The following is a 22,350-nucleotide window of genomic DNA, read 5'->3' on the forward strand; positions in this document are numbered from 1 at the left end:
AGCGGCGGAAGTTTCAGTGCTGGGGAGTTCGATGAACCCTAATTTTCGTAATTTCGCTCTGTGGGCAATCATAGCTCTGCTGTTGATTGCTCTGTTCAGTATGTTTCAGAACGCGCCGGCACAAACAGGCTCCAGGGAAATTCCTTATTCGCAGTTCCTTCGGGAAGTTGATTCCGGTCGCGTCCGTGACGTTACCGTCACCGGCAATCGCGTCGTCGGCAGCTATGTGGAAAATGGAACGCCCTTCCAGACCTATGCTCCGGTCGTGGATGACAGCCTGCTTGAACGCCTGCAAAACAAGAACGTCAACATCGTCGGTCGTCCCGAGTCGGACGGCTCTTCGAGCTTCCTGAGCTATCTAGGCACGCTGTTGCCGATGCTCCTGATCCTCGGCGTCTGGCTGTTCTTCATGCGGCAGATGCAGGGCGGTTCGCGCGGAGCCATGGGCTTCGGCAAGTCCAAGGCCAAGCTTCTGACGGAAGCGCACGGTCGCGTGACCTTCGAGGACGTCGCCGGCGTCGACGAGGCCAAGCAGGACTTGGAAGAAATCGTCGAATTCCTGCGCGATCCGCAGAAGTTCCAGCGCCTCGGCGGTCGTATCCCGCGCGGCGTGCTGCTCGTTGGCCCTCCCGGCACGGGTAAGACGCTTCTGGCCCGCGCCATCGCCGGCGAAGCCAATGTGCCGTTCTTCACCATTTCCGGTTCCGACTTCGTCGAAATGTTCGTCGGTGTCGGTGCGAGCCGCGTCCGCGACATGTTCGAGCAGGCGAAGAAGAATGCGCCCTGCATCATCTTCATCGACGAAATCGACGCCGTCGGCCGCCACCGTGGCGCCGGTCTTGGTGGCGGTAACGACGAGCGCGAACAGACCCTCAACCAGCTGCTGGTCGAGATGGACGGCTTTGAGGCCAATGAAGGCATCATCCTGATCGCTGCGACCAATCGTCCCGACGTTCTCGACCCCGCGCTTTTGCGTCCGGGCCGTTTCGACCGTCAGGTCGTGGTTCCCAACCCGGATATCGTCGGTCGCGAGCGCATCCTCAAGGTGCATGCCCGCAACGTTCCGCTCGCTCCGAACGTCGATCTGAAGACGCTCGCCCGCGGTACGCCCGGCTTCTCCGGTGCCGACCTCATGAACCTCGTCAACGAAGCCGCACTCATGGCCGCCCGCCGCAACAAGCGTCTGGTGACGATGCAGGAATTCGAAGACGCCAAGGACAAGATCATGATGGGCGCCGAGCGCCGCTCTTCGGCCATGACCGAGGCGGAAAAGAAGCTCACGGCCTATCACGAGGCCGGTCACGCCATTACCGCACTCTACGTCGCCGTTGCCGATCCGCTGCACAAGGCAACCATCATTCCGCGCGGCCGTGCCTTGGGCATGGTCATGCAGCTCCCCGAGGGCGATCGCTACTCGATGAGCTACAAGTGGATGGTCTCGCGCCTGTGTATCATGATGGGCGGCCGCGTGGCGGAAGAGCTGACCTTCGGCAAGGAAAACATCACCTCCGGCGCATCCTCCGACATCGAGCAGGCGACCAAGCTTGCCCGGGCAATGGTTACGCAATGGGGCTTTTCCGATGAGCTCGGTCTGGTCGCCTATGGCGAGAACCAGCAGGAAGTGTTCCTCGGCCATTCCGTTTCGCAGTCGAAGAATGTTTCGGAAGCGACCGCGCAGACGATCGACAACGAAGTGCGTCGCCTGATCGATCAGGCTTACAGGCAGGCCAAGGATATCCTCACGGAGCAGCATGACGGCTTCGTTGCGATCGCCGAGGGCCTCCTCGAATACGAGACGCTGACGGGCGAGGAAATCAAGGCGCTCATCCGCGGCGAAAAGCCGGCGCGCGACCTTGGTGACGACACGCCGCCGAGCCGTGGTTCGGCAGTGCCGAAGACCGGCGCGAAGAAGGACGGCCCGCTCGGGACCAAGGGCGATGAACCCGAAGGTGGTTTCGAGCCGCAGCCACGCTGAGCAAGCGGGCAAAGCCAAAACAAGAAAGGCCAGCTGCCGCATAGGTTAGCTGGCCTTTTCCTTTGCGGCGTAGAGATCGATCTTGGCCAAGACATGTTGTTCACGAAGAAGTATTGCGCGCCGCCGGATTGGGGAAATCGGAATATTGTCCGCCGCATCCCGTTGCGTTTTTTAGTGCATATTAATGGTAACGCGTTGTAATAGGCGTTCTCGGTAATTTAAGTGCTGAATTTCGCAATCTGTGGCATGAGCCACAAGCGTCGATGCTCGCGAGGCCTCCGAAGTCGGAGCAGCGATTTCGGTGCCGCTGCATCTTGCAGGGATGCCGCAACGACAGGAGTGCATATGAAACGTCGCTATTTCGGGACCGACGGGATTCGCGGTCAATCGAATATCTATCCGATGACGCCGGATCTTGCCATGCGCGTGGGTATCGCTGCTGGCACGATCTTCCATCGAGGTAGTCATCGCCATCGAGTGGTTATCGGCAAGGACACGCGCCTTTCCGGCTATATGCTGGAAAACGCGATTGTTGCGGGCTTCACGGCTGCTGGCGTCGATGCCTTCGTTCTCGGACCTATTCCGACACCCGCCGTGGCGATGCTGACCCGTTCGCTGCGCGCCGACATCGGCGTGATGATTTCGGCATCGCATAATCCTTACGAAGACAACGGCATCAAGCTTTTCGGCCCTGATGGCTACAAGCTGTCCGACGATCTCGAAATGCAGATCGAGGACCTTCTCGACAAGGATATCTCGGCGCATCTCGCCAAGTCCGAAAATATCGGCCGTGCCAAGCGTGTCGATGGCGTGCATGACCGCTATATCGAACATGCCAAGCGCACATTGCCGCGCGATGTGACGCTGCAGGGGCTGCGCATTGCCATCGACTGTGCCAACGGTGCCGCCTACAAGGTTGCTCCGGCAGTACTTTGGGAACTGGGCGCCGATATCGTGACCATCGGCAATGAGCCGAACGGCACGAACATCAACTTGAATTGCGGCTCCACCAGCCCCGTGGCCCTGCAGAAGAAGGTGGATGAAGTTCGCGCCGATATCGGCATTGCGCTGGATGGCGATGCCGATCGCGTCATCATCGTCGACGAAACCGGCACGATCATCGACGGTGACCAGCTGATGGCCGTCATCGCGGAAAGCTGGGCCGAGAGCCAGCTGCTGCGCGGCAACGGCATCGTAGCGACGGTCATGTCCAATCTCGGCCTGGAACGCTTCCTCGATGAGCGCGGCATGTCTCTCGCCCGTACGGCGGTCGGTGACCGCTACGTCGTCGAACATATGCGCCAGAACAATTTCAATGTCGGCGGCGAGCAATCCGGCCATATCGTGCTGTCGGATTACGGCACGACCGGTGACGGCCTCGTTGCCGCCCTGCAGATTTTGGCCGCCGTGAAGCGCACAGGCAAGCCGGTCAGCGAGGTCTGCCGGCGTTTCGAGCCGGTGCCGCAGTTGCTGCGCAACGTTCGCATCTCCGGCGGCAGGCCGCTGGAAGATAGCCAGGTGCGCAAGGCGATAGCCGATGCCGAAAGCGAGCTTGCCCGCAATGGCCGCCTGGTGATCCGGCCATCCGGCACCGAGCCGTTGATCCGTGTCATGGCCGAGGGTGACGATCGCAGCCAGATCGAACGCATTGTCGGCGGCCTGATCGATGTCATCTCAAGCGTGCGTACCGCCGCCTGAGTTATTGTTCGACTATAGTCGCGAATATCATATCAATGGCCGCCTTTACTGAAGGCGGCCATATGTTTTTCCGGCTCCCATGATGGAATGCCGCTGCCTACTGGAACATCTCTCCGGGATAGGCGCCCCAGAGCTTGCTCTGCCTGACATAGCCGCTCGCTGAATGTCCCTTGACGGAAACGTGGCACCAGCTTCCGCCGCAGGAATGCAGCGAAAGCAGAACGCGCGGCTGCAGTTCGGCGATCAGCGCACCGGTTGACTCCGGATCCGATCGCAGCATGGCGTTCTTCGTCAGCCAGGGTGCGACGACAGCCATCCGTGTTCCGGAAAGAAGAGCACTGTGCATCCAGCCAGTGACGCCGGTATCGTCGCGAACCTGCCGCCAATGGCCATATTCGTTGATGATTTCCATTGGAAGGCCAGGTTTCATGTAGATCCATTTCGTCGCATAGCTTGTCGACGGGCCGACCCGCATGCGCGCTTTATGGGCTTTCACGGACGCAAAGCGGGGGATAGGCAAGCCTGTTTGGCGCCCCTTCTTCCACGCCGTCGCGGCGGCAGAACTTGCCGGCGTTGCACCGGCAAAGGCGATAGGGCTTAGGAAGAGCAAGGTCAGGCAAAGGCCGGCGCATATTTTTCGTTGGTAAGTCAATGACTCCCTCGTTGGTGAACTCCCGGCAGGTACACTGTACCCGCCGGATTCTTGCCAATTGGTTTAGAAAATCTGCAGATACCGCCAGCCGGATTCTATGCTTCAAGCGGTTCAAGAGAGGCGGATTTTACCTCTATCTCTTTATCTTTATTGGTGATTTATTGTCATCTAATATGTCTGTTTGAGTATACTCGTGAGTAAAACAGGGTAAACATTCGTAGTTAATCAGGTTTTAACTCCTTTTCTTCATTATCCCGATCATGTCTTTTCGGTTGGCAAGCATCTGCTGCGCCAATGGCAAGAAATTTGGAGCCAAAGCCATGATGAAAACCGTGATCGGCGCACTTGCCACCTTGCTTGTCGGCACGTCAGCCTTTTCCGCTGATCTTTATACACCAGAGCCGCAGCAGCCGGCGCCGGAAGTGGTCGTTGCCCAGTCGAGCGGTTGGTATCTGCGCGGCGATGTCGGTTACGCCTTTACGAAACTGCGCGGCTCGAACTACTTCCAGGGTTCCAATGGCAGCCTGGTGGACTTCGACAGCGCCAAGCTCGATGGCAACCTGACGCTGGGCGGCGGTGTCGGTTATCAGATCAACAACTATCTGCGCACCGACCTGACGCTCGACTATCTCTTCAAGTCGGACTTCAAGGGCTCGACGAAGGGCGATTGCGGCGCCTGCGGCCCGAATTGGACCGCCGTGCCTGCGACTTCCCGCGATCTTTCGTCTCTGACGGCCTACAGCTTGCTTGCCAACGCCTATGTCGATCTCGGTACGTATAGCGTGTTCACGCCCTATGTCGGCGCCGGTATCGGCGGCACCTACGTCAAATGGGACAAGCTGAACAATACGTCGTGCTCGGATGCCAATCCGGACTCTTGCGACGGATCCGTCAATCATAACGGCCGCGGCAGCTGGCGCTTCACCTACGCGCTGATGGCCGGTACGTCGATCGACCTCAGCTGTAACCTCAAGGCCGATGTCGGCTACCGTTACCGCCATATCCAGGGCGGCGACATGTTCGGCTATGCCGAAAACGGTGGCCCCGGCTACGACAAGGGCATCAACCTGCATGAAGCCCGCCTCGGTGCCCGCTACACCTTCGGCGGCTGCCAGACGGCGAGCTACATGCCGCCGGCCGATATCCCGGTCCAGCCGGTTTACAAGTAAGCCTCCGTCTCGCAAGTTATTGAAAAGCCGTCCGGTTTCCCCCGGGCGGCTTTTGCGTTTTTCGTCTTCCCGTTAAGCAATTTTCCCCGGCCTTAAAGCTTCATTAACCATGAATTCCCTATGGTTAATGAAATGAGAATGGCGTGTTCCCGGTCATTGACCCTCTTCGGGTCCTTGCAAGGGCAGGAAAGCCAGCCGGTTGAAAGGCAGGCATCCATACGAGGATGGAAGGCGAGGGGTAATGATCCGTTTCGACGCTTTGGCGCTGGCCGCAGCGATGGCCGGTGCATCGGCCGGCGCAGCCCTTGCCGGCGACGCGCCGCCGCCAGAGATCAAGATGCCCGAAGTCAGCGTTCAGGCAGCGAAGGGCTGGTACGTGCGCGGCGATGTCGGTTATGCCGTCAATGCCAGCCGTGGCGACATGAAGGTTCGTTCCTACGATCCGGCCGGTGGTGATTATCAATCAGGCTCTTTCGATTCGAACCGCTTCGGCGGCGATTTCTCCGGTGGCCTCGGTATCGGCTACCAGTTCAACGATCTGTTTCGCGCCGACGTGACGGGCGATATTTTCAGCGGCGACTTCAACGGTCGCCTTTCGAGCGCCATGTCCTGTTCCGGCGGAGCAGTGGGCACCGGTTGTTCCACCAAGGCACGATCCTCGTTCACGGCGGGAAGCCTGATGGTCAACGGCTATGTCGATCTTGGAACCGTTGCCGGCTTCACGCCCTATCTCGGCGCGGGCCTCGGGGCGACGCGGGTCTCCTGGGGCAGCGTCAACGCCATCGGCTCATGCGTAGACGGTACGTCGAGCTGTGGTGGTGCGGCCCCGGTCAGCACTCGCTATCCCGGCGACAGCGACTGGCGCCTGACCTATGCCTTGATGGCCGGTGTCGCCTACGAAGTCACGCCGAACATCAAGGTCGATCTCGGCTATCGCTTCTCGCACATCGCCGGCGGCGATATGTTCGGCTACTCCGCGGCGGATTCAGCAGCAGGCGCCGGTGGCGCTATGGGCCGCGACGGCGCGCTGTCGCGCCATGAAATTCGGGTTGGCCTTCGGATCACCACCTGGTAGGCCAAGCGCTCAAGGTGTCGCCAGGACATAGGCGATGCGCCTGAAAAAATCCAAGGTACGGAACAGGTGTGCGGGTATCCGCCGCCACGCGGATGACTTGGCCGCCCGATAATCGCGGCGCCAGCCGACCATCGTGCTTCCCCGCAGCGGGCCGAAGCCGAGGACGTTGGTGCGGGTGGTGAAGATGGACATCTGCATGTCCCATCCGCGCTCGATTGCGACATCCCAGGGCAGCGACATGACCGACAACGATCTCACGATCTTCTCCGCACCCTTGCGTGTGATGAGATAGCACGCCGTCGAACCCTGAGGGCCGAAGAGGCAGCGACCGACGATGTCACCCTTCGGGCTCTCCGCCCGGGCATGAAAGCCGCTCCAGCGGTGATTGACGAGCTTGATCAGATCAGCCGTCGGTGCCGCTTCCTTGGCGGATATCGCACGGTCCAGGAAATCTTTGTCCAAGGCCACATCGTCTTCAATGATGATGGCCATGTCGTCGCCGTTGGCCAAAAGCCGACGCAATGCCAGCAGGTGGCTCCGGTAGCAGCCGTACTCGCCGGGCAGGATGGTTCTGCCGTGCCGGCGCTGAAAGCGCCCGTGATCGACATCTATCCATTGCTCGCGAGGAACAAGAGCGCCGTCGACGCCGTCGATCCGTTCGAAGCGTAACCCGAGCTCAACGCTCTGGCGCTCGATCTCTGCAAGTCTGTCTGCCGCTCGATCGATGTTGATCAGATATACGGGAATGGGTTGTGGGAATTCGAAAGGACGTTCGGCGAGTGCAGTGAGTGACATCGAGCACACTTGTTATTTCCGGCGGCGCGAATCAACTCGCGCTCGACCTAATGTGATTGCATTTCGCCGTAGAAATCAGCTTTTGTGAGGCCCGATTTAGATCAGCTCCATTACGGCTAACTTGCGCCATCAAATTTCTCGCACGAATTTGTGAAGTGATGTGGCAGTTCCACTTTCCTGTTGCGCCGGCAGGCGGCTTCCAATATACCCGGCGGCGGGACACTCCTCCCCAACGAGGAGCTTTCTATCTGAGAGGATAGCATCATGACTAAGCTCGCCAAGCCGGACATCCGTCCGGACAATACCCATTTCTCTTCTGGCCCCTGCTCGAAGCGCCCCGGTTGGACGCTCGATGCACTTTCCGACGCGGCTCTAGGCCGTTCGCATCGCGCGAAGGTCGGCAAAGCCAAGCTCAAGCAGGCCATTGACCTCACCCGTGAAATTCTCGAAGTGCCGGCGGACTACCGCATCGGCATCGTTCCGGCTTCCGACACCGGCGCCGTCGAAATGGCGCTCTGGTCGCTGCTCGGCGAACGTGGCGTCGATATGGTCGCCTGGGAAAGCTTCGGTGCCGGCTGGGTTACCGACGTCGTCAAGCAGCTGAAGCTCAAGGACGTCCGCAAGCTCGAGGCCGGTTACGGCGAGCTTCCTGATCTTTCCACGATCGATTTCGATCGCGACGTGGTCTTCACCTGGAACGGCACGACATCCGGCGTGCGCGTCCCGAATGGCGATTTCATTCCGGCCGACCGCAAGGGGCTGACGATCTGCGACGCCACCTCGGCGGCTTTCGCTCAGAACCTCGATTTTGCCAAGCTCGATGTCGTCACCTTCTCCTGGCAGAAGGTTCTGGGCGGCGAGGGCGCACATGGCGTCATCATCCTGTCGCCGCGCGCCGTCGAGCGCCTGACAACCTACGTGCCGGCCTGGCCGCTGCCGAAGATCTTCCGTATGACAAGCGGCGGCAAGCTCATCGAAGGCATCTTCCAGGGCGAGACGATCAACACACCTTCGATGCTCTGTGTCGAAGACTATATCGATGCCCTGCTGTGGGCGAAGGATCTCGGCGGCCTGAAGGGGCTGATCGGCCGCGCCAATGCCAATGCAAAGGTCATCCACGATTTCGTTGCCGCCAACGACTGGATTGCCAATCTCGCCGTCAAGGCCGAGACGGAATCCAACACTTCGGTGTGCCTGAAGATCGTCGACAAGGATGTCGTCGCTCTCGATGCCGATGGTCAGGCGAACTTCGCCAAGGGCCTTGTTGCGCTCCTCGAAAAGGAAGGCGTCGCCTATGATGTTGGCCACTATCGCGACGCACCGTCGGGCCTTCGTATCTGGGCAGGCGCTACCATCGAAGCCTCCGACATGCAGAAGCTGATGCCCTGGCTTGCCTGGGCGTTTGAAACGCAGAAGGCGACGCTCTCCCAGGCTGCCGCCTGAGGTTTGAAGCGTGAATGACTCCGCCGTTGAGGCGGAGTCCAGCATTCCGAATTTCTCGTTATTCTCATGCAATTCCTGACGGAAAGCCGCTTCGCATTTCCCGGAAATTGCCCGTCTTAGGTGACTTTTTCAGGAGGCCTCAATGGCACCTCGCGTACTCGTATCCGACGAACTGTCGGAAACCGCCGTCCAGATCTTCCGCGATCGCGGCGTTGAAGTCGATTTTCAGCCGCAGCTTGGCAAGGACAAGGATCGGCTGTTCGAAATCATCGGCAACTATGATGGTCTCGCCATCCGTTCCGCCACCAAGGTGACGGAGAAGATCATCGGCGCCGCCAAGAACCTCAAGGTCGTCGGTCGTGCCGGCATCGGTGTCGACAATGTCGATATCCCCGCTGCATCGCGCCGCGGTATCATCGTCATGAACACGCCGTTCGGCAACTCGATCACCACGGCCGAGCATGCTATCGCCTTGATGTTCGCCGTTGCCCGTCAGCTCCCGTCTGCCGATGCCTCGACGCAGGCCGGCAAGTGGGAAAAGTCGAAGTTCATGGGTGTTGAAATCACCGGCAAGACGCTCGGCATCATCGGCGCCGGCAATATCGGCTCGATCGTCATCACCCGCGCACTCGGCCTGAAGATGCATGTTGTTGCTTTCGACCCGTTCCTGTCGAAGGAGCGCGCCGAGGAAATGGGCGTGACCAAGGTAGAGCTCGACGAGCTTTTCGCCCGCGCCGACTTCATCACGCTGCATGTGCCGCTGACAGACAAGACCCGCAACATCATCGACGCGACTGCCATCGCGAAGATGAAGCAGGGCGTTCGCATCATCAACTGCGCCCGTGGCGGGTTGGTCGATGAGGCAGCTCTCGCCGCCGCCATCAAGTCCGGTCATGTTGCCGGCGCTGCGTTCGACGTCTTCGAAGTGGAGCCCGCCAAGGAAAGCCCGCTGTTCGGCCTGCCCAACGTCGTCTGCACGCCGCATCTCGGTGCCTCCACGACGGAAGCGCAGGAAAACGTCGCCCTCCAGGTTGCCGAGCAGATGGCTGACTATCTCGTCAAAGGCGCCGTCTCGAACGCCATCAACATGCCCTCGATCACAGCTGAAGAAGCGCCGATCCTGAAGCCTTTCATCAAGCTTGCCGATGTTCTCGGCGCCTTCGTCGGCCAGGTCACCGATGACCCGATCAAGGAAATCGAGATCCTCTACGACGGCGTAACCGCCGGCATGAACACGAAGGCTCTGACGAGCGCCTTGCTCGCCGGTCTGATCCGCAATCAGGTTGCCGACGTCAACATGGTTTCGGCGCCGATCATGATCAAGGAAAAGGGTATCGTCCTTGCCGAAGTCAAGCGCGACAAGACGGGCGTTTATGATGGCTACATCAAGCTGACGGTCACTACCGACAGCATGACCCGCTCGGTTGCCGGCACCGTCTTCTCGGACGGCAAGCCGCGCTTTATCCAGATCAAGGGCATCAACCTCGATGCCGACGTCGGCAACCACATGGTCTATATCGCCAATACCGACGTCCCCGGCATGATCGGCTTCATCGGCACGACGCTTGGCTCCGCCGGCGTCAACATCGCCAACTTCCAGCTCGGCCGCGACAAGCAGGGCGGCGATGCCATCGCGCTGCTCTACGTCGACGGCGCGCTCAGCGATGAGGTGCTTGCCAAGCTGACGGCACATCACGCAATCCGTCAGGCGAAGCCGCTGGTGTTCAACGTCGACTGAACCACCCTTCCGAGGGGCGGTCGAACCATCCGGTTTGCTCCTCCCAAGAGCCAACTCCGAAACCCGGCGCGACGTAAGTTGCGCCGGGCTTCTTTTGTTGTTGCAAGGGTTGTGGATAAGATGGGCGGACAGGCTATCGAGGTTTGCGAAACGAGCCTATTCCTTTGTCATGGAGGCATTGCGGAAGAACATTTTCGGGGAAGGGATGGGTACGCCGCTCGAGTGGCTGGCGCGGCCTGTTTCGGTGGCGATCGTGTTGTTCGCGCGGGCTATCACAGCGGTACGGGCGATATGGCCCGAGAGCGGCATGCGCACCAGGCGCTGCATCTATTTCGCCAATCATTCCAGCCATGGCGATTTCATCCTGATCTGGACCGTGTTGCCGCCGCGGTTACGCCGGCGCGTCCGTCCGGTGGCCGGCGCGGACTATTGGCTGAAATCTCAATTGAACAGCTTCATCGGCCGCGACGTCTTCAACGCCGTGCTGATCGAACGGGACCGCGAAGCGCGCCAGCAGGATCCGGTCGAGCAGATGACGCAAGCGCTTGATGCCGGTTCGTCATTGATCCTGTTTCCGGAAGGCACCCGCAATCTCACCGAACAGCCGCTGCAGCCCTTCAAGAGCGGCCTCTTCCATCTCGCCAAGGCCCGCCCGGACATTGATCTCGTTCCGGTCTGGATCGATAATCTCAATCGCGTCATGCCCAAGGGCGAGTTCGTGCCCATTCCGCTGATCTGCACCGTCACCTTCGGCGAGGCGCTGCATATTGGCGAGACCGAGGAGAAGGCGGATTTCCTGGCGAGATCCGAGGCGGCGTTGCTGGCGCTTGCGCCCAAGCGGGCGGGAGACTGAGCATGGAGGCAGCCAGCGCCGATCTCATCCATCTCGTCCTCGGCATTTTCGGCATCCTGATTGTCGCCTCCATCGTCGGCTATGTGCTGGAACAGCGCCTGTCGCCCGATGGATCGAATGCCGCGATCGAAAATCTGAATGCGCGCATCAAGGCGTGGTGGGTGATGGTCGTGCTGATCGGCATCGCCTTTGTGGCGGGTCGCGCCGGCGTCATCCTCCTCTTTGCTTTCTGCTCCTTTGCGGCGCTGCGGGAGTTCGTGACGCTGATCAATACGAGGCGGGCGGATCACTGGGCGCTTGCCGCCGCCTTCTTCGTCGCGCTGCCGATACAATATTATCTGCTCTGGGCTGAGCAGTACGGTATCTATTCGATCTTCATTCCGGTTTATGCCTTCCTGTTCATGCCGATCATCGCCGTGCTGCGCGGCGATACCGAACGATTTCTGGTGCGCATCGCCGAGGTGCAATGGGCGCTGATGATCTGCGTTTTCTGCGCGTCCCATGTGCCGGCGCTGCTGACGCTGCATATCCCAGGCTATGAAGGCCGCAACGTGCTGCTGATCGCCTTCCTCGTGATTGTCGTGCAGCTTAGCGACGTCCTGCAATATGTCTGGGGCAAGCTTTTCGGGAAGACCAAAATCGCACCGCGGCTTTCTCCTTCGAAGACCGTGGAAGGATTTGTGGGCGGTGTCGTCAGCGCCTCGCTGATCGGAGCAGCTCTCTGGTGGGTGACGCCATTCACGCCGTTACAGGCTGGGCTTCTTGCCTTCGCCATCACGCTCATGGGCTTCTTCGGCGGGCTTGTCATGTCGGCGATCAAGCGGGATCGGGGCGTCAAGGATTGGGGCCATCTCATCGAAGGCCATGGTGGGCTGATCGACCGGTTGGACTCAGTCGTTTTCTCTGCGCCGATCTTCTTTCATCTCGTGCGCTTCTGGTGGGCCGTTTGACCCGCGGCCGGCTCAAGGCTCTGGCCGGCAGCAGCGTCGTTCACGTGCTTTTTGCTTTCCTCGCCATGGGCAGCTGGGCAGTTTTTGCAAATCGCATGCATCCGATGCCGCGCCCGTTGATATCGGGCCTCGTGCAGGGCGTGCTTTCCGGCTGCCTGACGCTGTTTCTGAAGTCCGTGGTCGAAGGCCTGGCGCGGCGGTTCGGCGGCCTCACGCGCCTTTGGGCGCCGCCGCTGATCGCCTGCCTCGGCTCGGCGACCATTCTCGTGGCCATTCATGCTCTTAGCGGTACGCCGGAGATTCTGAAGACCATTGCCGTACCGCTGCTGGTCTCTTCCAGCTATGCGGCCATCTACAATTATTTGATATCGGGCGGGAGGCAGCGAAGCCATGACGGGTGAGGGACCATGACAGGCGAAGGGATGGGCGACAGGCGGCCGTTGGCGAGCCGCAATACACGATGGGCGCAGGCGCTGGCGCGGCGCATGACGGCGCTCTCGGTGACGCCGAACCAGATCTCGCAAGCCAGCATGGCCATGGCGGCGCTGGCGGGCGGATCTTTCTGGCTCTCCGGCGTTGCCGGCAGTACCGGGATGCGCGTGCTGCTGCTGCTCCTGGCGGCGCTATTCTGCCAACTGCGCCTGCTTTGCAATCTGCTTGACGGCATGGTCGCAGTCGAGGGCGGGAAGGGCGAGGCCGACGGCCCGTTCTGGAACGAGTTCCCCGATCGCATCGCCGATATCCTGATCTTCGCCGGCATCGGCTACGGCATCGCATCGCCTGGGCTCGGTTGGGCCGCTGCCGCTTTTGCCGTGCTGACGGCCTATGTCCGCGAACTTGGCCGCGCCACCGGCAATCCGAGCGATTTCGGCGGGCCGATGGCCAAGCAGCACCGTATGGCGGTGGCCACGGGCGCTGCGCTGCTCTCCATCATCGAGGCTCTCTGGAGCGGTGGCAGTTGGGTTTTGATGATCGCGCTCTGGGTCGTCGCCATTGGGTCGGCGGTGACCGTTCTGCGGCGAGCCGGCAATCTGATCGGGCATCTGAAGGCCAAAGGCTGATTCGCCATTTGTCGCTACCCCTTGCATGGGATGGCAATCCTTTCTATATCCGTCCACAATTGAGGCTGGCCGAAAAGAGCGGTCATTACAGTGCCGCGCGTCTTTCAAGACGCGCAAAGGACGCTGGAACGCTTTGAGATGCTGCATAATTCCTTAAATCGAGATCGACTTGAGGAATTATGCAGTGGCCCCTTATGATGGAAATTCGCCGTTTTTGCGTGGCATTCGGCGGTGAGAAGCATGATCCTGGAAGCGATATCGTTTTTGGATCAGATCATGCGAAATCAACTAACGAGAGCGTGACGACTTTTCTAAAAAGTCATTCCGTTCGGCAGCATCGAAGATCGTTCAAGACTGGCGGCAATGACCGTGAATACACTGGATTTTGACAAGAAGCCGGAAGATACCCGCGTCGTCGTCGCCATGTCGGGCGGTGTCGACAGCTCAGTCGTCGCCGGCATTCTGAAGCGGCAGGGTTATGACGTGCTCGGCATTACGCTGCAGCTCTATGACCATGGCGCTGCCGTGCACCGCGCCGGCTCCTGTTGCGCCGGTCAGGATATCGACGATGCGCGCCGCGTCTGCGAGACGCTCGGCATACCGCACTATGTGCTCGACTATGAAAAGCGTTTCCGCGAAACGGTGATCAATCCCTTCGCCGAGAGCTATGTCGCCGGCGAAACGCCGATCCCCTGCGTTGCCTGCAACCAGACCGTCAAGTTCGCCGATCTCTTGTTGACCGCCAAGGAGCTCGGCGCCGATGCGCTGGCAACCGGCCACTACATCCGCTCGCGGCCGAACCCGACTGCCGACAATCCCGGCCGCCGCGCACTCTATCGTCCGGCCGATGCCGATCGCGACCAGAGCTATTTCCTCTTTGCGACGACGCAGGAGCAGATCGACTATCTGCGCTTTCCGCTCGGCGGCATGCCGAAGGCAGAGACCCGCGCCCTTGCCGAGGAGATGGGCCTTGTGGTCGCCAAGAAGGCCGATAGCCAGGACATCTGTTTCGTGCCGCAAGGCAAGTATTCCGACGTCATCGCCAAGCTGAAGCCGAATGCGGCGCTGGCCGGCGAGATTGTCCATCTCGATGGCCGTGTGCTCGGCCAGCATGAAGGCATCCTGCACTACACGATCGGCCAGCGCCGTGGCATCGGTGTTGCGACGGGCGAGCCGCTTTATGTCGTCTATCTCGACGCCCGCTCGCGCCGCGTCATCGTCGGCCCGAAAGAGGCGCTGGAAACGCATCGCGTCTATCTGCGCGACGTAAACTGGCTCGGCGACGAGCCGCTGCTGCAGGCTGCTTCCGGCGAGGGCTTTGCCTGTTTCGCCAAGGTCCGCTCCACCCGCGCACCGGCTCCAGCCGTACTCCATGCAGATGCCAGCGGCATCTATGTCGATCTGTCCGTCGGTGAGGCGGGTGTTGCTCCAGGCCAGGCCTGTGCCCTCTATTCGGCGCCGGGCGACGATGCCCGTGTCTATGGCGGCGGCTTCATCGAGCGCTCGGAAAGAGAGCCGCTTGCGGAAGCTTCCCTGAAGGCTCTACTGGCCAGTCCGGTGGCTGCCTGAGGGACAGAACACGCCGGCTTGGAGAAAGCACTGATTTTTCCAAATCATCCGCTTGACACCAAGCCGAACCGCACCTTATAAGCCGCTCACCAACGAGCTGGCGCTTCCGGGCAGCGGTTCGTTTGACCTTTGCGTGTGATGCTAGCCATCAAACGCGGCGTGGCGGAGTAGCTCAGTAGGTCAGAGCAGAGGAATCATAATCCTTGTGTCGGGGGTTCAAATCCCTCCTCCGCTACCAGCAAAACAGCCGACAAGTCTGGTCCGGCAATTCCTTCCAGCCAACCCTTGATCTCGTAGTGATAGGCTTCCCCGGGTTTCCTTTTGGAAACGATGATGCCTGAGATCACCTCCCGGAATGACCTTGCCATCTCCACTGTCGGCTCGGCCCCACGCTGTTTGAGGATTTCGGCTAGGCTCTCCACATCCTCCCGAAACTTGGCTACCGCCCTCGGCTTGATCTCGATGACGTTGGTCATTGGCTCCTGCGCGGCAAGTTCTGACTTAAGTCGCTCTCGCTCCGCCTTCATTGGCGGCAGCATCGATAGAACGTCTTCTTCCTCGATTGTTCCCCGGGCCACCTGATCGAGAAGGCGAGCAATTCGGCCTAGGACGTCCGCCAGAGCGCGTTCCGTGGTGCTGCGATTGTTGCGCCGCTCTGCAGCCAATCGTTTGCTCTCGGCCTGATATTCGGTAACGTATGCGTCGATATAGGACGTGTCTGCGAACATTTCCCGCAATCGATCCATGACATCCCGCTCGATCTTCTCGACGTAATAGCGGGCATCATTGGAACAAGTCCCTGATTCCTTGTTCACGGTGCACTGGACGCGTGGGCCGCTCCGGTCTGAGCCGATGATCGACAAGGATCCCCCACACTCGCAGCGCAGCAGGCCAGATAGGAGCCGCTTGTTCTTCGGTACCGTCCGAGCTGCAGTACCGGTTCTCTCCTTCTTGCCGTTCTTAACAACCTGAAAGAGCCCATCGCCAACAATCCGGAGATGAGGAGCATCAATCGTCTCCACCAGCGCATCGTCATTGATTCTGGACACGCGCTTTCCGGTCGAAGGGTCTTTGACCATCCGAACGCGGTTCCAAACGATCTGGCCGGCATAGATTGGATTCCGAAGAATGCCGTTTCCCCGGTTGCTGTTGCCGTTTATGGTTGAGGCATTCCACTGCTTGCCACGCGGGGCGGCCACGCCTTCGTCATTTAATGCTTTGGCGATGGTTCGCGCGCTGAGACCGGCAGCGTACAGCTCGAAGATACGACGAATGACAGCCGCTTCCTCCTCGACAATTTCCAGCTCGCCCTTCTTCCCGTAGATTGGACGATAGCCATAAGCCTTGCCGCCAGGGTTGCGACCGGAGCGAACAACGCCCGTCATGCCCCGCTTGACCTTCTTGGCGCCTTCCTCGCGCTGCATCTGGCCTATGACGCCGTGCATGCCGATCTGGATCGTATCCATCTCGCCGCCGTTGACACAGTTTATGACGATTCCTCTGAACCGCAGCGTCTTGTGGACATGCGCAAGATCAGCCATGTCGCGGGAAATGCGGTCTGGGGCTTCCGATATCAGGACATCGAACTCGCCGCGCTCGGCTGCTTGCATGAGATCTGCAAGGCCGGGTCGGCCGAACATCGAGGCGCCGGATTTCGCTCGATCGAAGTAATCCCGGATGACCTTGAGGCTCAGGCGCCCAGCATACGCCTTGCAGAGGCTGATCTGATCCTCGACCGACTTGTCGTTCTGCAAATCGGTCGAGTATCGGGCGTAAATCACCGCGCGCTTCATTGCTTTCTCGCCTGCTCGTCCTTCGGAAGGTTCTCATTAGCGGGCGTAGGAGGAATGGCGTCAAGGCGGGCACGACGACGTGCCAGAGCCCTTACAAGCGTGATAAGGGGGTTTTCGGTAGCCATCCCTTATTTCTCCCCATTATCCACAGGCATACACCCGTAGAACGCTCCCCCTTTAAGGGAGGCCAGAAACAGGAGCGCCTTCCGGTCATCCGAGCAGTCGCCGAGCTCTTCGAGCAGGTTGATGTCGCCTTCGATAAGCTCGATCTTCTGGATATGCTCTTCCTGTGTTGCGCAACGGTACCCGAGGATTTCATCGGGCAGGGCCATATATTCACGCCACTGCGGGGATACTGCAGCACTCCGGGAGTCCATATCGTACTGGGCTTCCCAGGTTTTCTTCACATTCTGGTAGCGTGCGATCAATTCGGTCAGCATCAGCCTTTCTCCCCAATTCGGTCGAAAACGGCGAGCGCTTCGTTGACGTTGGCCTGAGCCGCGTCGACAAGCAGATGGAAGGCGCAATAGTCGCTTCCGCCGCCTCCCAGAGCCTCGCAGCTGTCGATTGCCATCTTCAGAGCATGAAGGAAGCTCAGCGTCGCGCCCAAGGCGTCATCGATTTCAGGATTATGCATGGATCGCCTCCTTCGCAGGTGAGCGATCGGCCTGACGTGCACGCGAGAAGCCGCCTTCGATACGTTCGATCAGATCACGGGCGACCCATACAAAGGCGCAGGCGCGATCAATAGAGTGCTTGGCGTCGTGCGTCAGCGGCTCATGGTCGACATCCAAGAGCTTTGTCATAGTTTCGTCGATCAGGTGTCCGAGGTGGATGACATCGCTCTGGATATCGTCAAGGGTATATGACCCGGAAGAGTTTGGTTTCATGGTTTCGTCCTCAGACCGCATCAGTTGAGAGCGGGTTGGCGATAAGGTCGGCCAGCGTCGATTTGTGAAACTCTCGGCACCAAGCTTCATATTGAATGAGAGTGGCGAGGCGCTTCTGGCCGTCTTCATCGCTGGTGTTGGGGCGCTCGCGCAGATCGCTTACGATGTTGCACCGCTCTTCAGCCAAGTATTCTTGAAGCTCTTCCAGATATTTCGCCGTACGCCCCCATTCGCCGGAACGGAGGACGTAGTGGAGAGCCATGTTGGCGGTCTCTTCCAGATTATCGAGAATGCGATAGAGCCGGCATAGATCATCGGTAAAAAATGCCTCTGCGGAAACGCGGGGAGGGGCGTTGCGGTTAGCCATTGTCGATCCCCCTCGTCAAAGCTTGCGAACAAGGGCGCGCTGCAGATCGCGCTCGTACATGTAGCGAATGCCGACTTCATCGGCGTCACGCGGCGCCAGCCGGAAGCACCGGCCATCCTTGAAATCGTCGAAGGCGCTAAATCGGACCACGTGAAAGATCGGCGCTTTGTTCCAGGCGATTTTCACCTCATAGAAACCGTCGCCCTGCCACTCGATGATATACGGCTTCAGTCGCTTGATCACGCTGACGAAGTTGTTGTCGGTGCGCACGACACGGACATTTCCATCCCCATGAATAGCAACCATGGCCGCCTCTAAGGCGATGACGGCTGCTTCCAACTGGGCCTCGGGCGTCAAGTCCGGATCAGCGGTCTTTGGCCTAAGGAATGGCGCTGCAGCAGCGACAGACGCCGTGGAAGCGGTGATTGCGCCCATGAGGCCCAAGGCAGCGCGGCGAGTCATATTGGCCATCATGCGTTCCTCCTTAGGCAATCTAGAAGTTCGTCGACCTCCGAGATCTTATCTTCGATGATGTCCGCGACCGTCGTTATCGCGTTCATGTGGTGACGATCGCCAAGCCCATGGGCTGCCAAGAAGATCGCCTCGTTGAGATGCTTGATCTCCGACAGGATGTTTTTGGCATCCAAGACCAAGCCTGACGGATCGGGCATAGCTTCGCCCCCCGAATGAATCGGCTGTTTCATGATTTCACTCCATGTTTTCGGGATTATTGTTTTTTGCCGCGGATCAGCCGCGGCGCTGCATTACGTGAAAACTTATTCTCGGCGGACGAGCTGCAACTTGCCCCGGGCCTTGACGTTCGGCGATGTAGGCGCGAGCCGTCGTCAAGAGGCCGTTCTCCATGCAGTGGCGAGCTTTGTCCGGATCGAAGAGCCGAACGGCTTTGCCACCGATATCGGCCCTAAAGCCGAATTCCATGGCTGCGCCCATGCGCTCAAGGCGATTGCCAAGCCAGAGCGTGCCGCATTTCAATCTTGGAAGAAGGTATTGATCCCAGATCGCCTTGGCAGGAACGCCCTTGCGGCGGATAGCATCCGGAACAACCTGTTCGCGGAGTTGCGCGATCTCGCGGCGCATTGCGTCAAGATCGGCATGGACAGGCTCAAGCTCCTGGCGAACGACGACGCCGGCATTGCGCTTGATCATGCCGCCAAGCATACTCCGAACCGACGGGTCGAAATCGACGGTTCCCGTCAATTGGCCGCGGCGCCAAGCCACAAAGACCTTGATCAGCATATGCCGAACGGCGGGAGCGCGGTCGGCGTCCGAGAGTGCTGCCACGAGGAGCGCCTGCTCTTCGGAAAGCCAGTATTCCACATACTCTCTGCCGCGGTAAGCGCCCCGCTGTAGGGCGAGTGGGCCGAACGCTTCGAGTTCCCCCTTATTCCGCTCGATTAGCTCGCGGATTTTGCGCTGACGCCGGAAGCCGAGGCGTTCCGCAAGATCGAGATCGCGCGCCCTTGGCTCTCCCTCAAAAACGGAGAGGGCGACATCCTGAATCGGGTTTTCGGAGTGTGACGGCATATTCGCTCCATCGGTTGGATGGAACAAAACTAATAATGGATAAATCCAAAGTCAAGATTTCATTTTTGGACAAATCCAAAATCAAGAAATGTCGCGCACAACTCGTACAACAACCCCATCGATGCTGACGTAGTTGTTGTCGTCCGCCACATAAAGGTTTTCTTGTACGCCCAATCTTGCTTTCAGCTTGATAACGTCGGAGGTTCCGCTCACTGGGTGCGTGTGCAGTTGCGCATCGGAATCGCGCCAGACAACCTTTCGAATGGAGAGTTCGGTTATTGCGGGCGACTCAATGTGCCTGCTGCACACCAGAAGTTTTCCATCATCTAGTGAAATTCGCTTCTCGTTTGGAGGGGCGGCGGCCGTGACGAAGTCACCCTTTAAAATACCCTCCCCGCTCATTGACTGATCGTTCACAAGATACACATTTAGCGCGTGATCAGGGTAGCCGGCGTGCCCGAGAATCTGTACTTCAATCTTAGGCACTTGGCTGTTGTCCCTCTTGAAAACCCCGGCCTCTACCACGTCCTTGATGGCTTTCATTTGCATTTCAAGACGAGCGCTCGTGCTCTTCTTCTGATGGGGGTCGTCGGCATCTCCGGTGAGGTACGCAATCGAGCAATCCAGCACGATGGCTATTCGCGCGATAGTGTCCATTGTCGGCTTTAGTGATTTCCCGGCAATAATATCGCGAACGGCTGTTTTGCCCAGTTTTGCCTCAATCGAGACCTGAAGGGCGTTCGTTTTCAGATCGGCCATTCTGGCCTGGATGCGCTGTACAAGAATATCGTGTCTCATGCGTTGGCAGTATCCATATTTTTCAAGATATCGCTATTGGGACGTATCCATAAATCGCGCTTGCTAAAAATGGATGAATCCATATAGTTAATAGCGTCATGGAAAACGAACTCCGCAAAATCCTCCTTGAGACCGCCGCATCGTTCGCGAAAGCGAGCAATTGCGCCGTGTCCACCGTCGGCCGCCGGGCGAAAAGTGATCCAAACTTCTTCAACCGCGTTGCCGACCCCGAAAACACATTCACCGCACGCACCTTTGACCAGGTCATGCGGTGGTGCTCTGAAAATTGGCCTGCCGACAGGCAGATGCCGTTGCCACTCATGAAATGGATGGACGAAACAGGTCATCAGTCGTCGGAGGCCTCCATATGAAGGGCCATTCCAGACCAAGTCGCAAACTTTGCGACTTGATTGAAACTTTGACGAACTCGTCAAACATTACCCGAGCCGCCCGATGGCTCGCCGATCAGCAGCGGTCACAGGGTTCGCAAAGTTGGCGAACCCTCCACGAAGTCGCCTCTCGCCTTTGTCTGACGGACGCTGACGCGGCCGAAGCGATATTGCTCGCCGGAAACTTCTCAATTTGCCGGAGGGCGTTCGGGTGAGAAAATTTGCATCTATTCCACCCCGCGTCTGGCAAGCTGATCTTAAGGCGGTGCGCGGCAACCTCGAAGCGATCACGGTTCATTATCACCTGACAACGTCCGGTCACGCCAACATGATCGGGCTCTACTATGTGCCGATCACCTACATCGCACATGAGATCGGATGCACTGTTGAAGGGGCTTCGAAGGGGCTTCTTGCCCTCGTTCAAGCCCAAATATGCTCTTACGACTTCGAACGAGAGCTTGTGTGGGTACACGACATGGCTGCCGACCAGATTGCGGCCCAACTTTCCCCAAAAGACAAGCGCGTTAAAGGTATCGCGGACCAATTGGCCATGTTGCCTATGTGTCAGATAACGTTAGGCTTTTACCAGCGCTATCGACTGCCCTTTCACCTCTACGACGAACGGAATCTTGAAGAATTCGAGCTTTCAATGCCATCCGGCGTGGAAGCCCCTTCGAAGCCCCTTCGAAGCAAGGAGAAGGATAAGGAGAAGGACCTAGAACAAGGAGAAGGAACATCTTGCTCTGAAGGGTCTGAAAAGTCTCTGATGTCTTCAGAGACAATGTTCACTCCTTATCTCATTCCAGCTTCATCCGCTGAAGGAAAGGCCTTTCTCCTCGCCAAGGGCATTCCTGCTGATCAGATCGACGGCTGCCTGCGCAATCTGCTCGGCGGCAACTTCAGCCCATACGACCTTGAAGGCGTTTTGGCCCAAGCAAGGAGCGCCGCATGAACACGCTGCCTCCCTTCATCCGAGACCCATCAATGCTTCCGCCGAACGTCCTGGATGTCATGCCATCGATCATTCGAAAGATCGCGGCCGAAACGCCATGGCCGCCGACGCCGAAGGCCGGTGAGATTGTGCCACTGAAACGGAGAGTAGCATGACCGCTTTCATCGACATCAAGCCGGGCCAATGGGTTCTGGCATTCGATCAGCCCTATGGCCCTTATCAAAGCGATATGCCCAAGCATCTAGAGAGGTTCGCTCAACGCGGCGGGGGGTGGGACTCGCACCATGCGGATGAAATCTTCATCGTGCATCTCGTCGACAGTGTCGCACCCAAGACGTACCAGGCTCAGGCTGACATCCCGGAATCATGGCGGCGGCAGCACGCCCACCTAGCAGGTCGCTATTATCGCGCTTGCGTCATTGCGGCCGGCGCCAGCCGAGACGAGATGATCGCGCTGCGCAATCGGTTCTTTGCCATCGGCGAGGAGGCGGGAGAGGCGATTGAGAAGGAGATGTATCGCAGGATCGAAAAGTTTGCCGAAAGGAAGCGGGCCGCGGCCGAGCGCAAGATACATTGGCTCCTTCCTCAGCATTTCAGGGGGCAAGCGTGATGCTGATTTTGCGAATTCTCAGACTGCG

General features: G+C 58.9%; 25 protein-coding genes and 1 tRNA gene. 14 read left to right on the top strand and 12 right to left on the bottom strand.

The genetic code is table 11. The features are described from left to right. Window positions 1-31: 31 nt before the first annotated feature. Both ftsH and glmM read left to right on the top strand, forming a co-directional pair. A complete protein-coding gene (gene ftsH / locus ACIQJ2_RS08545) occupies window positions 32-1,975 on the top strand; it encodes an ATP-dependent zinc metalloprotease FtsH (RefSeq protein ID WP_199087717.1) in 1,944 nt (647 codons plus the stop codon). A gap of 345 nt (window positions 1,976-2,320) precedes the next feature. After that, the gene (gene glmM / locus ACIQJ2_RS08550; RefSeq protein ID WP_199148106.1) at window positions 2,321-3,673 is read left to right on the top strand and encodes a phosphoglucosamine mutase; all 1,353 of its coding nucleotides are present in this window, start codon (window positions 2,321-2,323) and stop codon (window positions 3,671-3,673) included. Between the two features lie 97 nt (window positions 3,674-3,770). Here glmM and ACIQJ2_RS08555 read toward each other — a convergent pair whose 3' ends face one another. After that, window positions 3,771-4,325, bottom strand: a complete 555-nt coding sequence (locus ACIQJ2_RS08555; RefSeq protein ID WP_400677225.1) for an SH3 domain-containing protein — start codon at window positions 4,323-4,325, stop codon at window positions 3,771-3,773. Window positions 4,326-4,645: 320 nt separating this feature from the next. Between ACIQJ2_RS08555 and ACIQJ2_RS08560 the strand changes: the two genes are divergently transcribed. After that, a complete protein-coding gene (locus tag ACIQJ2_RS08560) occupies window positions 4,646-5,494 on the top strand; it encodes an outer membrane protein (protein WP_199148107.1) in 849 nt (282 codons plus the stop codon). 241 nt (window positions 5,495-5,735) lie between these two features. Then, on the top strand, window positions 5,736-6,569 hold the full coding sequence (locus ACIQJ2_RS08565; RefSeq protein WP_400677227.1) for an outer membrane protein: 834 nt from the start codon (window positions 5,736-5,738) through the stop codon (window positions 6,567-6,569). Window positions 6,570-6,578: 9 nt separating this feature from the next. Here ACIQJ2_RS08565 and ACIQJ2_RS08570 read toward each other — a convergent pair whose 3' ends face one another. Then, window positions 6,579-7,364 carry a glycosyltransferase family 25 protein gene (locus ACIQJ2_RS08570; RefSeq protein ID WP_400677229.1) on the bottom strand — a complete coding sequence of 262 codons (786 nt, stop codon included), beginning with the start codon at window positions 7,362-7,364 and terminating at the stop codon, window positions 6,579-6,581. A gap of 264 nt (window positions 7,365-7,628) precedes the next feature. Between ACIQJ2_RS08570 and ACIQJ2_RS08575 the strand changes: the two genes are divergently transcribed. From ACIQJ2_RS08575 to ACIQJ2_RS08610, 8 genes are all read left to right on the top strand, one after another. Beyond that, window positions 7,629-8,807, top strand: a complete 1,179-nt coding sequence (locus ACIQJ2_RS08575) for a phosphoserine transaminase (protein WP_199148110.1) — start codon at window positions 7,629-7,631, stop codon at window positions 8,805-8,807. Window positions 8,808-8,949: 142 nt separating this feature from the next. Beyond that, a complete protein-coding gene (gene serA / locus ACIQJ2_RS08580; RefSeq protein ID WP_400677231.1) occupies window positions 8,950-10,545 on the top strand; it encodes a phosphoglycerate dehydrogenase in 1,596 nt (531 codons plus the stop codon). Between the two features lie 205 nt (window positions 10,546-10,750). After that, complete coding sequence (locus ACIQJ2_RS08585; protein ID WP_400677234.1) at window positions 10,751-11,398, top strand: lysophospholipid acyltransferase family protein; 648 nt, start codon at window positions 10,751-10,753, stop codon at window positions 11,396-11,398. A gap of 2 nt (window positions 11,399-11,400) precedes the next feature. Then, window positions 11,401-12,348, top strand: a complete 948-nt coding sequence (locus tag ACIQJ2_RS08590; RefSeq protein ID WP_400677237.1) for a phosphatidate cytidylyltransferase — start codon at window positions 11,401-11,403, stop codon at window positions 12,346-12,348. Further along, a complete protein-coding gene (locus ACIQJ2_RS08595; protein WP_400677240.1) occupies window positions 12,345-12,749 on the top strand; it encodes a hypothetical protein in 405 nt (134 codons plus the stop codon). Before ACIQJ2_RS08590 ends, ACIQJ2_RS08595 begins: the two co-directional genes overlap by 4 nt. Window positions 12,750-12,755: 6 nt before the next feature. Continuing rightward, window positions 12,756-13,409, top strand: coding sequence for a CDP-alcohol phosphatidyltransferase family protein (locus ACIQJ2_RS08600; protein ID WP_400677243.1), 654 nt, complete (start codon window positions 12,756-12,758; stop codon window positions 13,407-13,409). 369 nt (window positions 13,410-13,778) lie between these two features. Next, window positions 13,779-14,978, top strand: a complete 1,200-nt coding sequence (mnmA, locus tag ACIQJ2_RS08605; protein ID WP_400677320.1) for a tRNA 2-thiouridine(34) synthase MnmA — start codon at window positions 13,779-13,781, stop codon at window positions 14,976-14,978. Between the two features lie 161 nt (window positions 14,979-15,139). Further along, window positions 15,140-15,216 (top strand) — tRNA-Met (locus tag ACIQJ2_RS08610). Here the strand turns inward: ACIQJ2_RS08610 and ACIQJ2_RS08615 are convergent. The 10 genes from ACIQJ2_RS08615 to ACIQJ2_RS08660 all read right to left on the bottom strand — a co-directional run bounded on the left by ACIQJ2_RS08615 (window position 15,173) and on the right by ACIQJ2_RS08660 (window position 20,718). After that, window positions 15,173-16,771, bottom strand: coding sequence for a recombinase family protein (locus ACIQJ2_RS08615; protein WP_400677323.1), 1,599 nt, complete (start codon window positions 16,769-16,771; stop codon window positions 15,173-15,175). The two genes, ACIQJ2_RS08610 and ACIQJ2_RS08615, sit on opposite strands and share 44 nt — an antisense overlap. Before the next feature lie 128 nt (window positions 16,772-16,899). Further along, the gene (locus tag ACIQJ2_RS08620; RefSeq protein ID WP_400677246.1) at window positions 16,900-17,211 is read right to left on the bottom strand and encodes a hypothetical protein; all 312 of its coding nucleotides are present in this window, start codon (window positions 17,209-17,211) and stop codon (window positions 16,900-16,902) included. Further along, window positions 17,211-17,408: a hypothetical protein gene (locus ACIQJ2_RS08625; RefSeq protein ID WP_400677249.1), complete on the bottom strand. Its 198-nt coding sequence runs from the start codon at window positions 17,406-17,408 to the stop codon at window positions 17,211-17,213. The genes ACIQJ2_RS08620 and ACIQJ2_RS08625 overlap by 1 nt, the downstream gene beginning before the upstream one ends. Then, complete coding sequence (locus tag ACIQJ2_RS08630) at window positions 17,401-17,661, bottom strand: hypothetical protein (RefSeq protein WP_400677251.1); 261 nt, start codon at window positions 17,659-17,661, stop codon at window positions 17,401-17,403. The genes ACIQJ2_RS08625 and ACIQJ2_RS08630 overlap by 8 nt, the downstream gene beginning before the upstream one ends. Window positions 17,662-17,671: 10 nt before the next feature. Continuing rightward, window positions 17,672-18,028, bottom strand: coding sequence for a hypothetical protein (locus ACIQJ2_RS08635; protein WP_400677254.1), 357 nt, complete (start codon window positions 18,026-18,028; stop codon window positions 17,672-17,674). A gap of 15 nt (window positions 18,029-18,043) precedes the next feature. Further along, window positions 18,044-18,502: a hypothetical protein gene (locus tag ACIQJ2_RS08640; protein WP_400677256.1), complete on the bottom strand. Its 459-nt coding sequence runs from the start codon at window positions 18,500-18,502 to the stop codon at window positions 18,044-18,046. Continuing rightward, window positions 18,499-18,732 (bottom strand): hypothetical protein, encoded by a 234-nt coding sequence (locus ACIQJ2_RS08645; protein ID WP_400677258.1) that lies wholly within the window; start codon window positions 18,730-18,732, stop codon window positions 18,499-18,501. Before ACIQJ2_RS08645 ends, ACIQJ2_RS08640 begins: the two co-directional genes overlap by 4 nt. Window positions 18,733-18,775: 43 nt before the next feature. Next, entirely contained in the window at window positions 18,776-19,573 is a 798-nt protein-coding gene (locus tag ACIQJ2_RS08650; RefSeq protein ID WP_400677261.1) for a hypothetical protein, read from the bottom strand. A gap of 81 nt (window positions 19,574-19,654) precedes the next feature. Further along, a complete protein-coding gene (locus ACIQJ2_RS08655) occupies window positions 19,655-20,371 on the bottom strand; it encodes a helix-turn-helix domain-containing protein (protein WP_400677263.1) in 717 nt (238 codons plus the stop codon). Next, window positions 20,368-20,718: a hypothetical protein gene (locus ACIQJ2_RS08660; RefSeq protein ID WP_400677265.1), complete on the bottom strand. Its 351-nt coding sequence runs from the start codon at window positions 20,716-20,718 to the stop codon at window positions 20,368-20,370. Before ACIQJ2_RS08660 ends, ACIQJ2_RS08655 begins: the two co-directional genes overlap by 4 nt. A 253-nt stretch (window positions 20,719-20,971) precedes the next feature. Here ACIQJ2_RS08660 and ACIQJ2_RS08665 point away from each other — a divergent pair, with 253 nt between their 5' ends. Both ACIQJ2_RS08665 and ACIQJ2_RS08670 read left to right on the top strand, forming a co-directional pair. After that, on the top strand, window positions 20,972-21,712 hold the full coding sequence (locus ACIQJ2_RS08665) for a hypothetical protein (RefSeq protein ID WP_400677268.1): 741 nt from the start codon (window positions 20,972-20,974) through the stop codon (window positions 21,710-21,712). A gap of 151 nt (window positions 21,713-21,863) precedes the next feature. After that, entirely contained in the window at window positions 21,864-22,322 is a 459-nt protein-coding gene (locus ACIQJ2_RS08670; protein WP_400677271.1) for a hypothetical protein, read from the top strand. The last annotated feature ends 28 nt before the right edge of the window (window positions 22,323-22,350 follow it).

The sequence above is a fragment of the Rhizobium sp. NPDC092011 genome, from assembly GCF_044756305.1.
Taxonomy (GTDB): Bacteria; Pseudomonadota; Alphaproteobacteria; order Rhizobiales; family Rhizobiaceae; genus Rhizobium.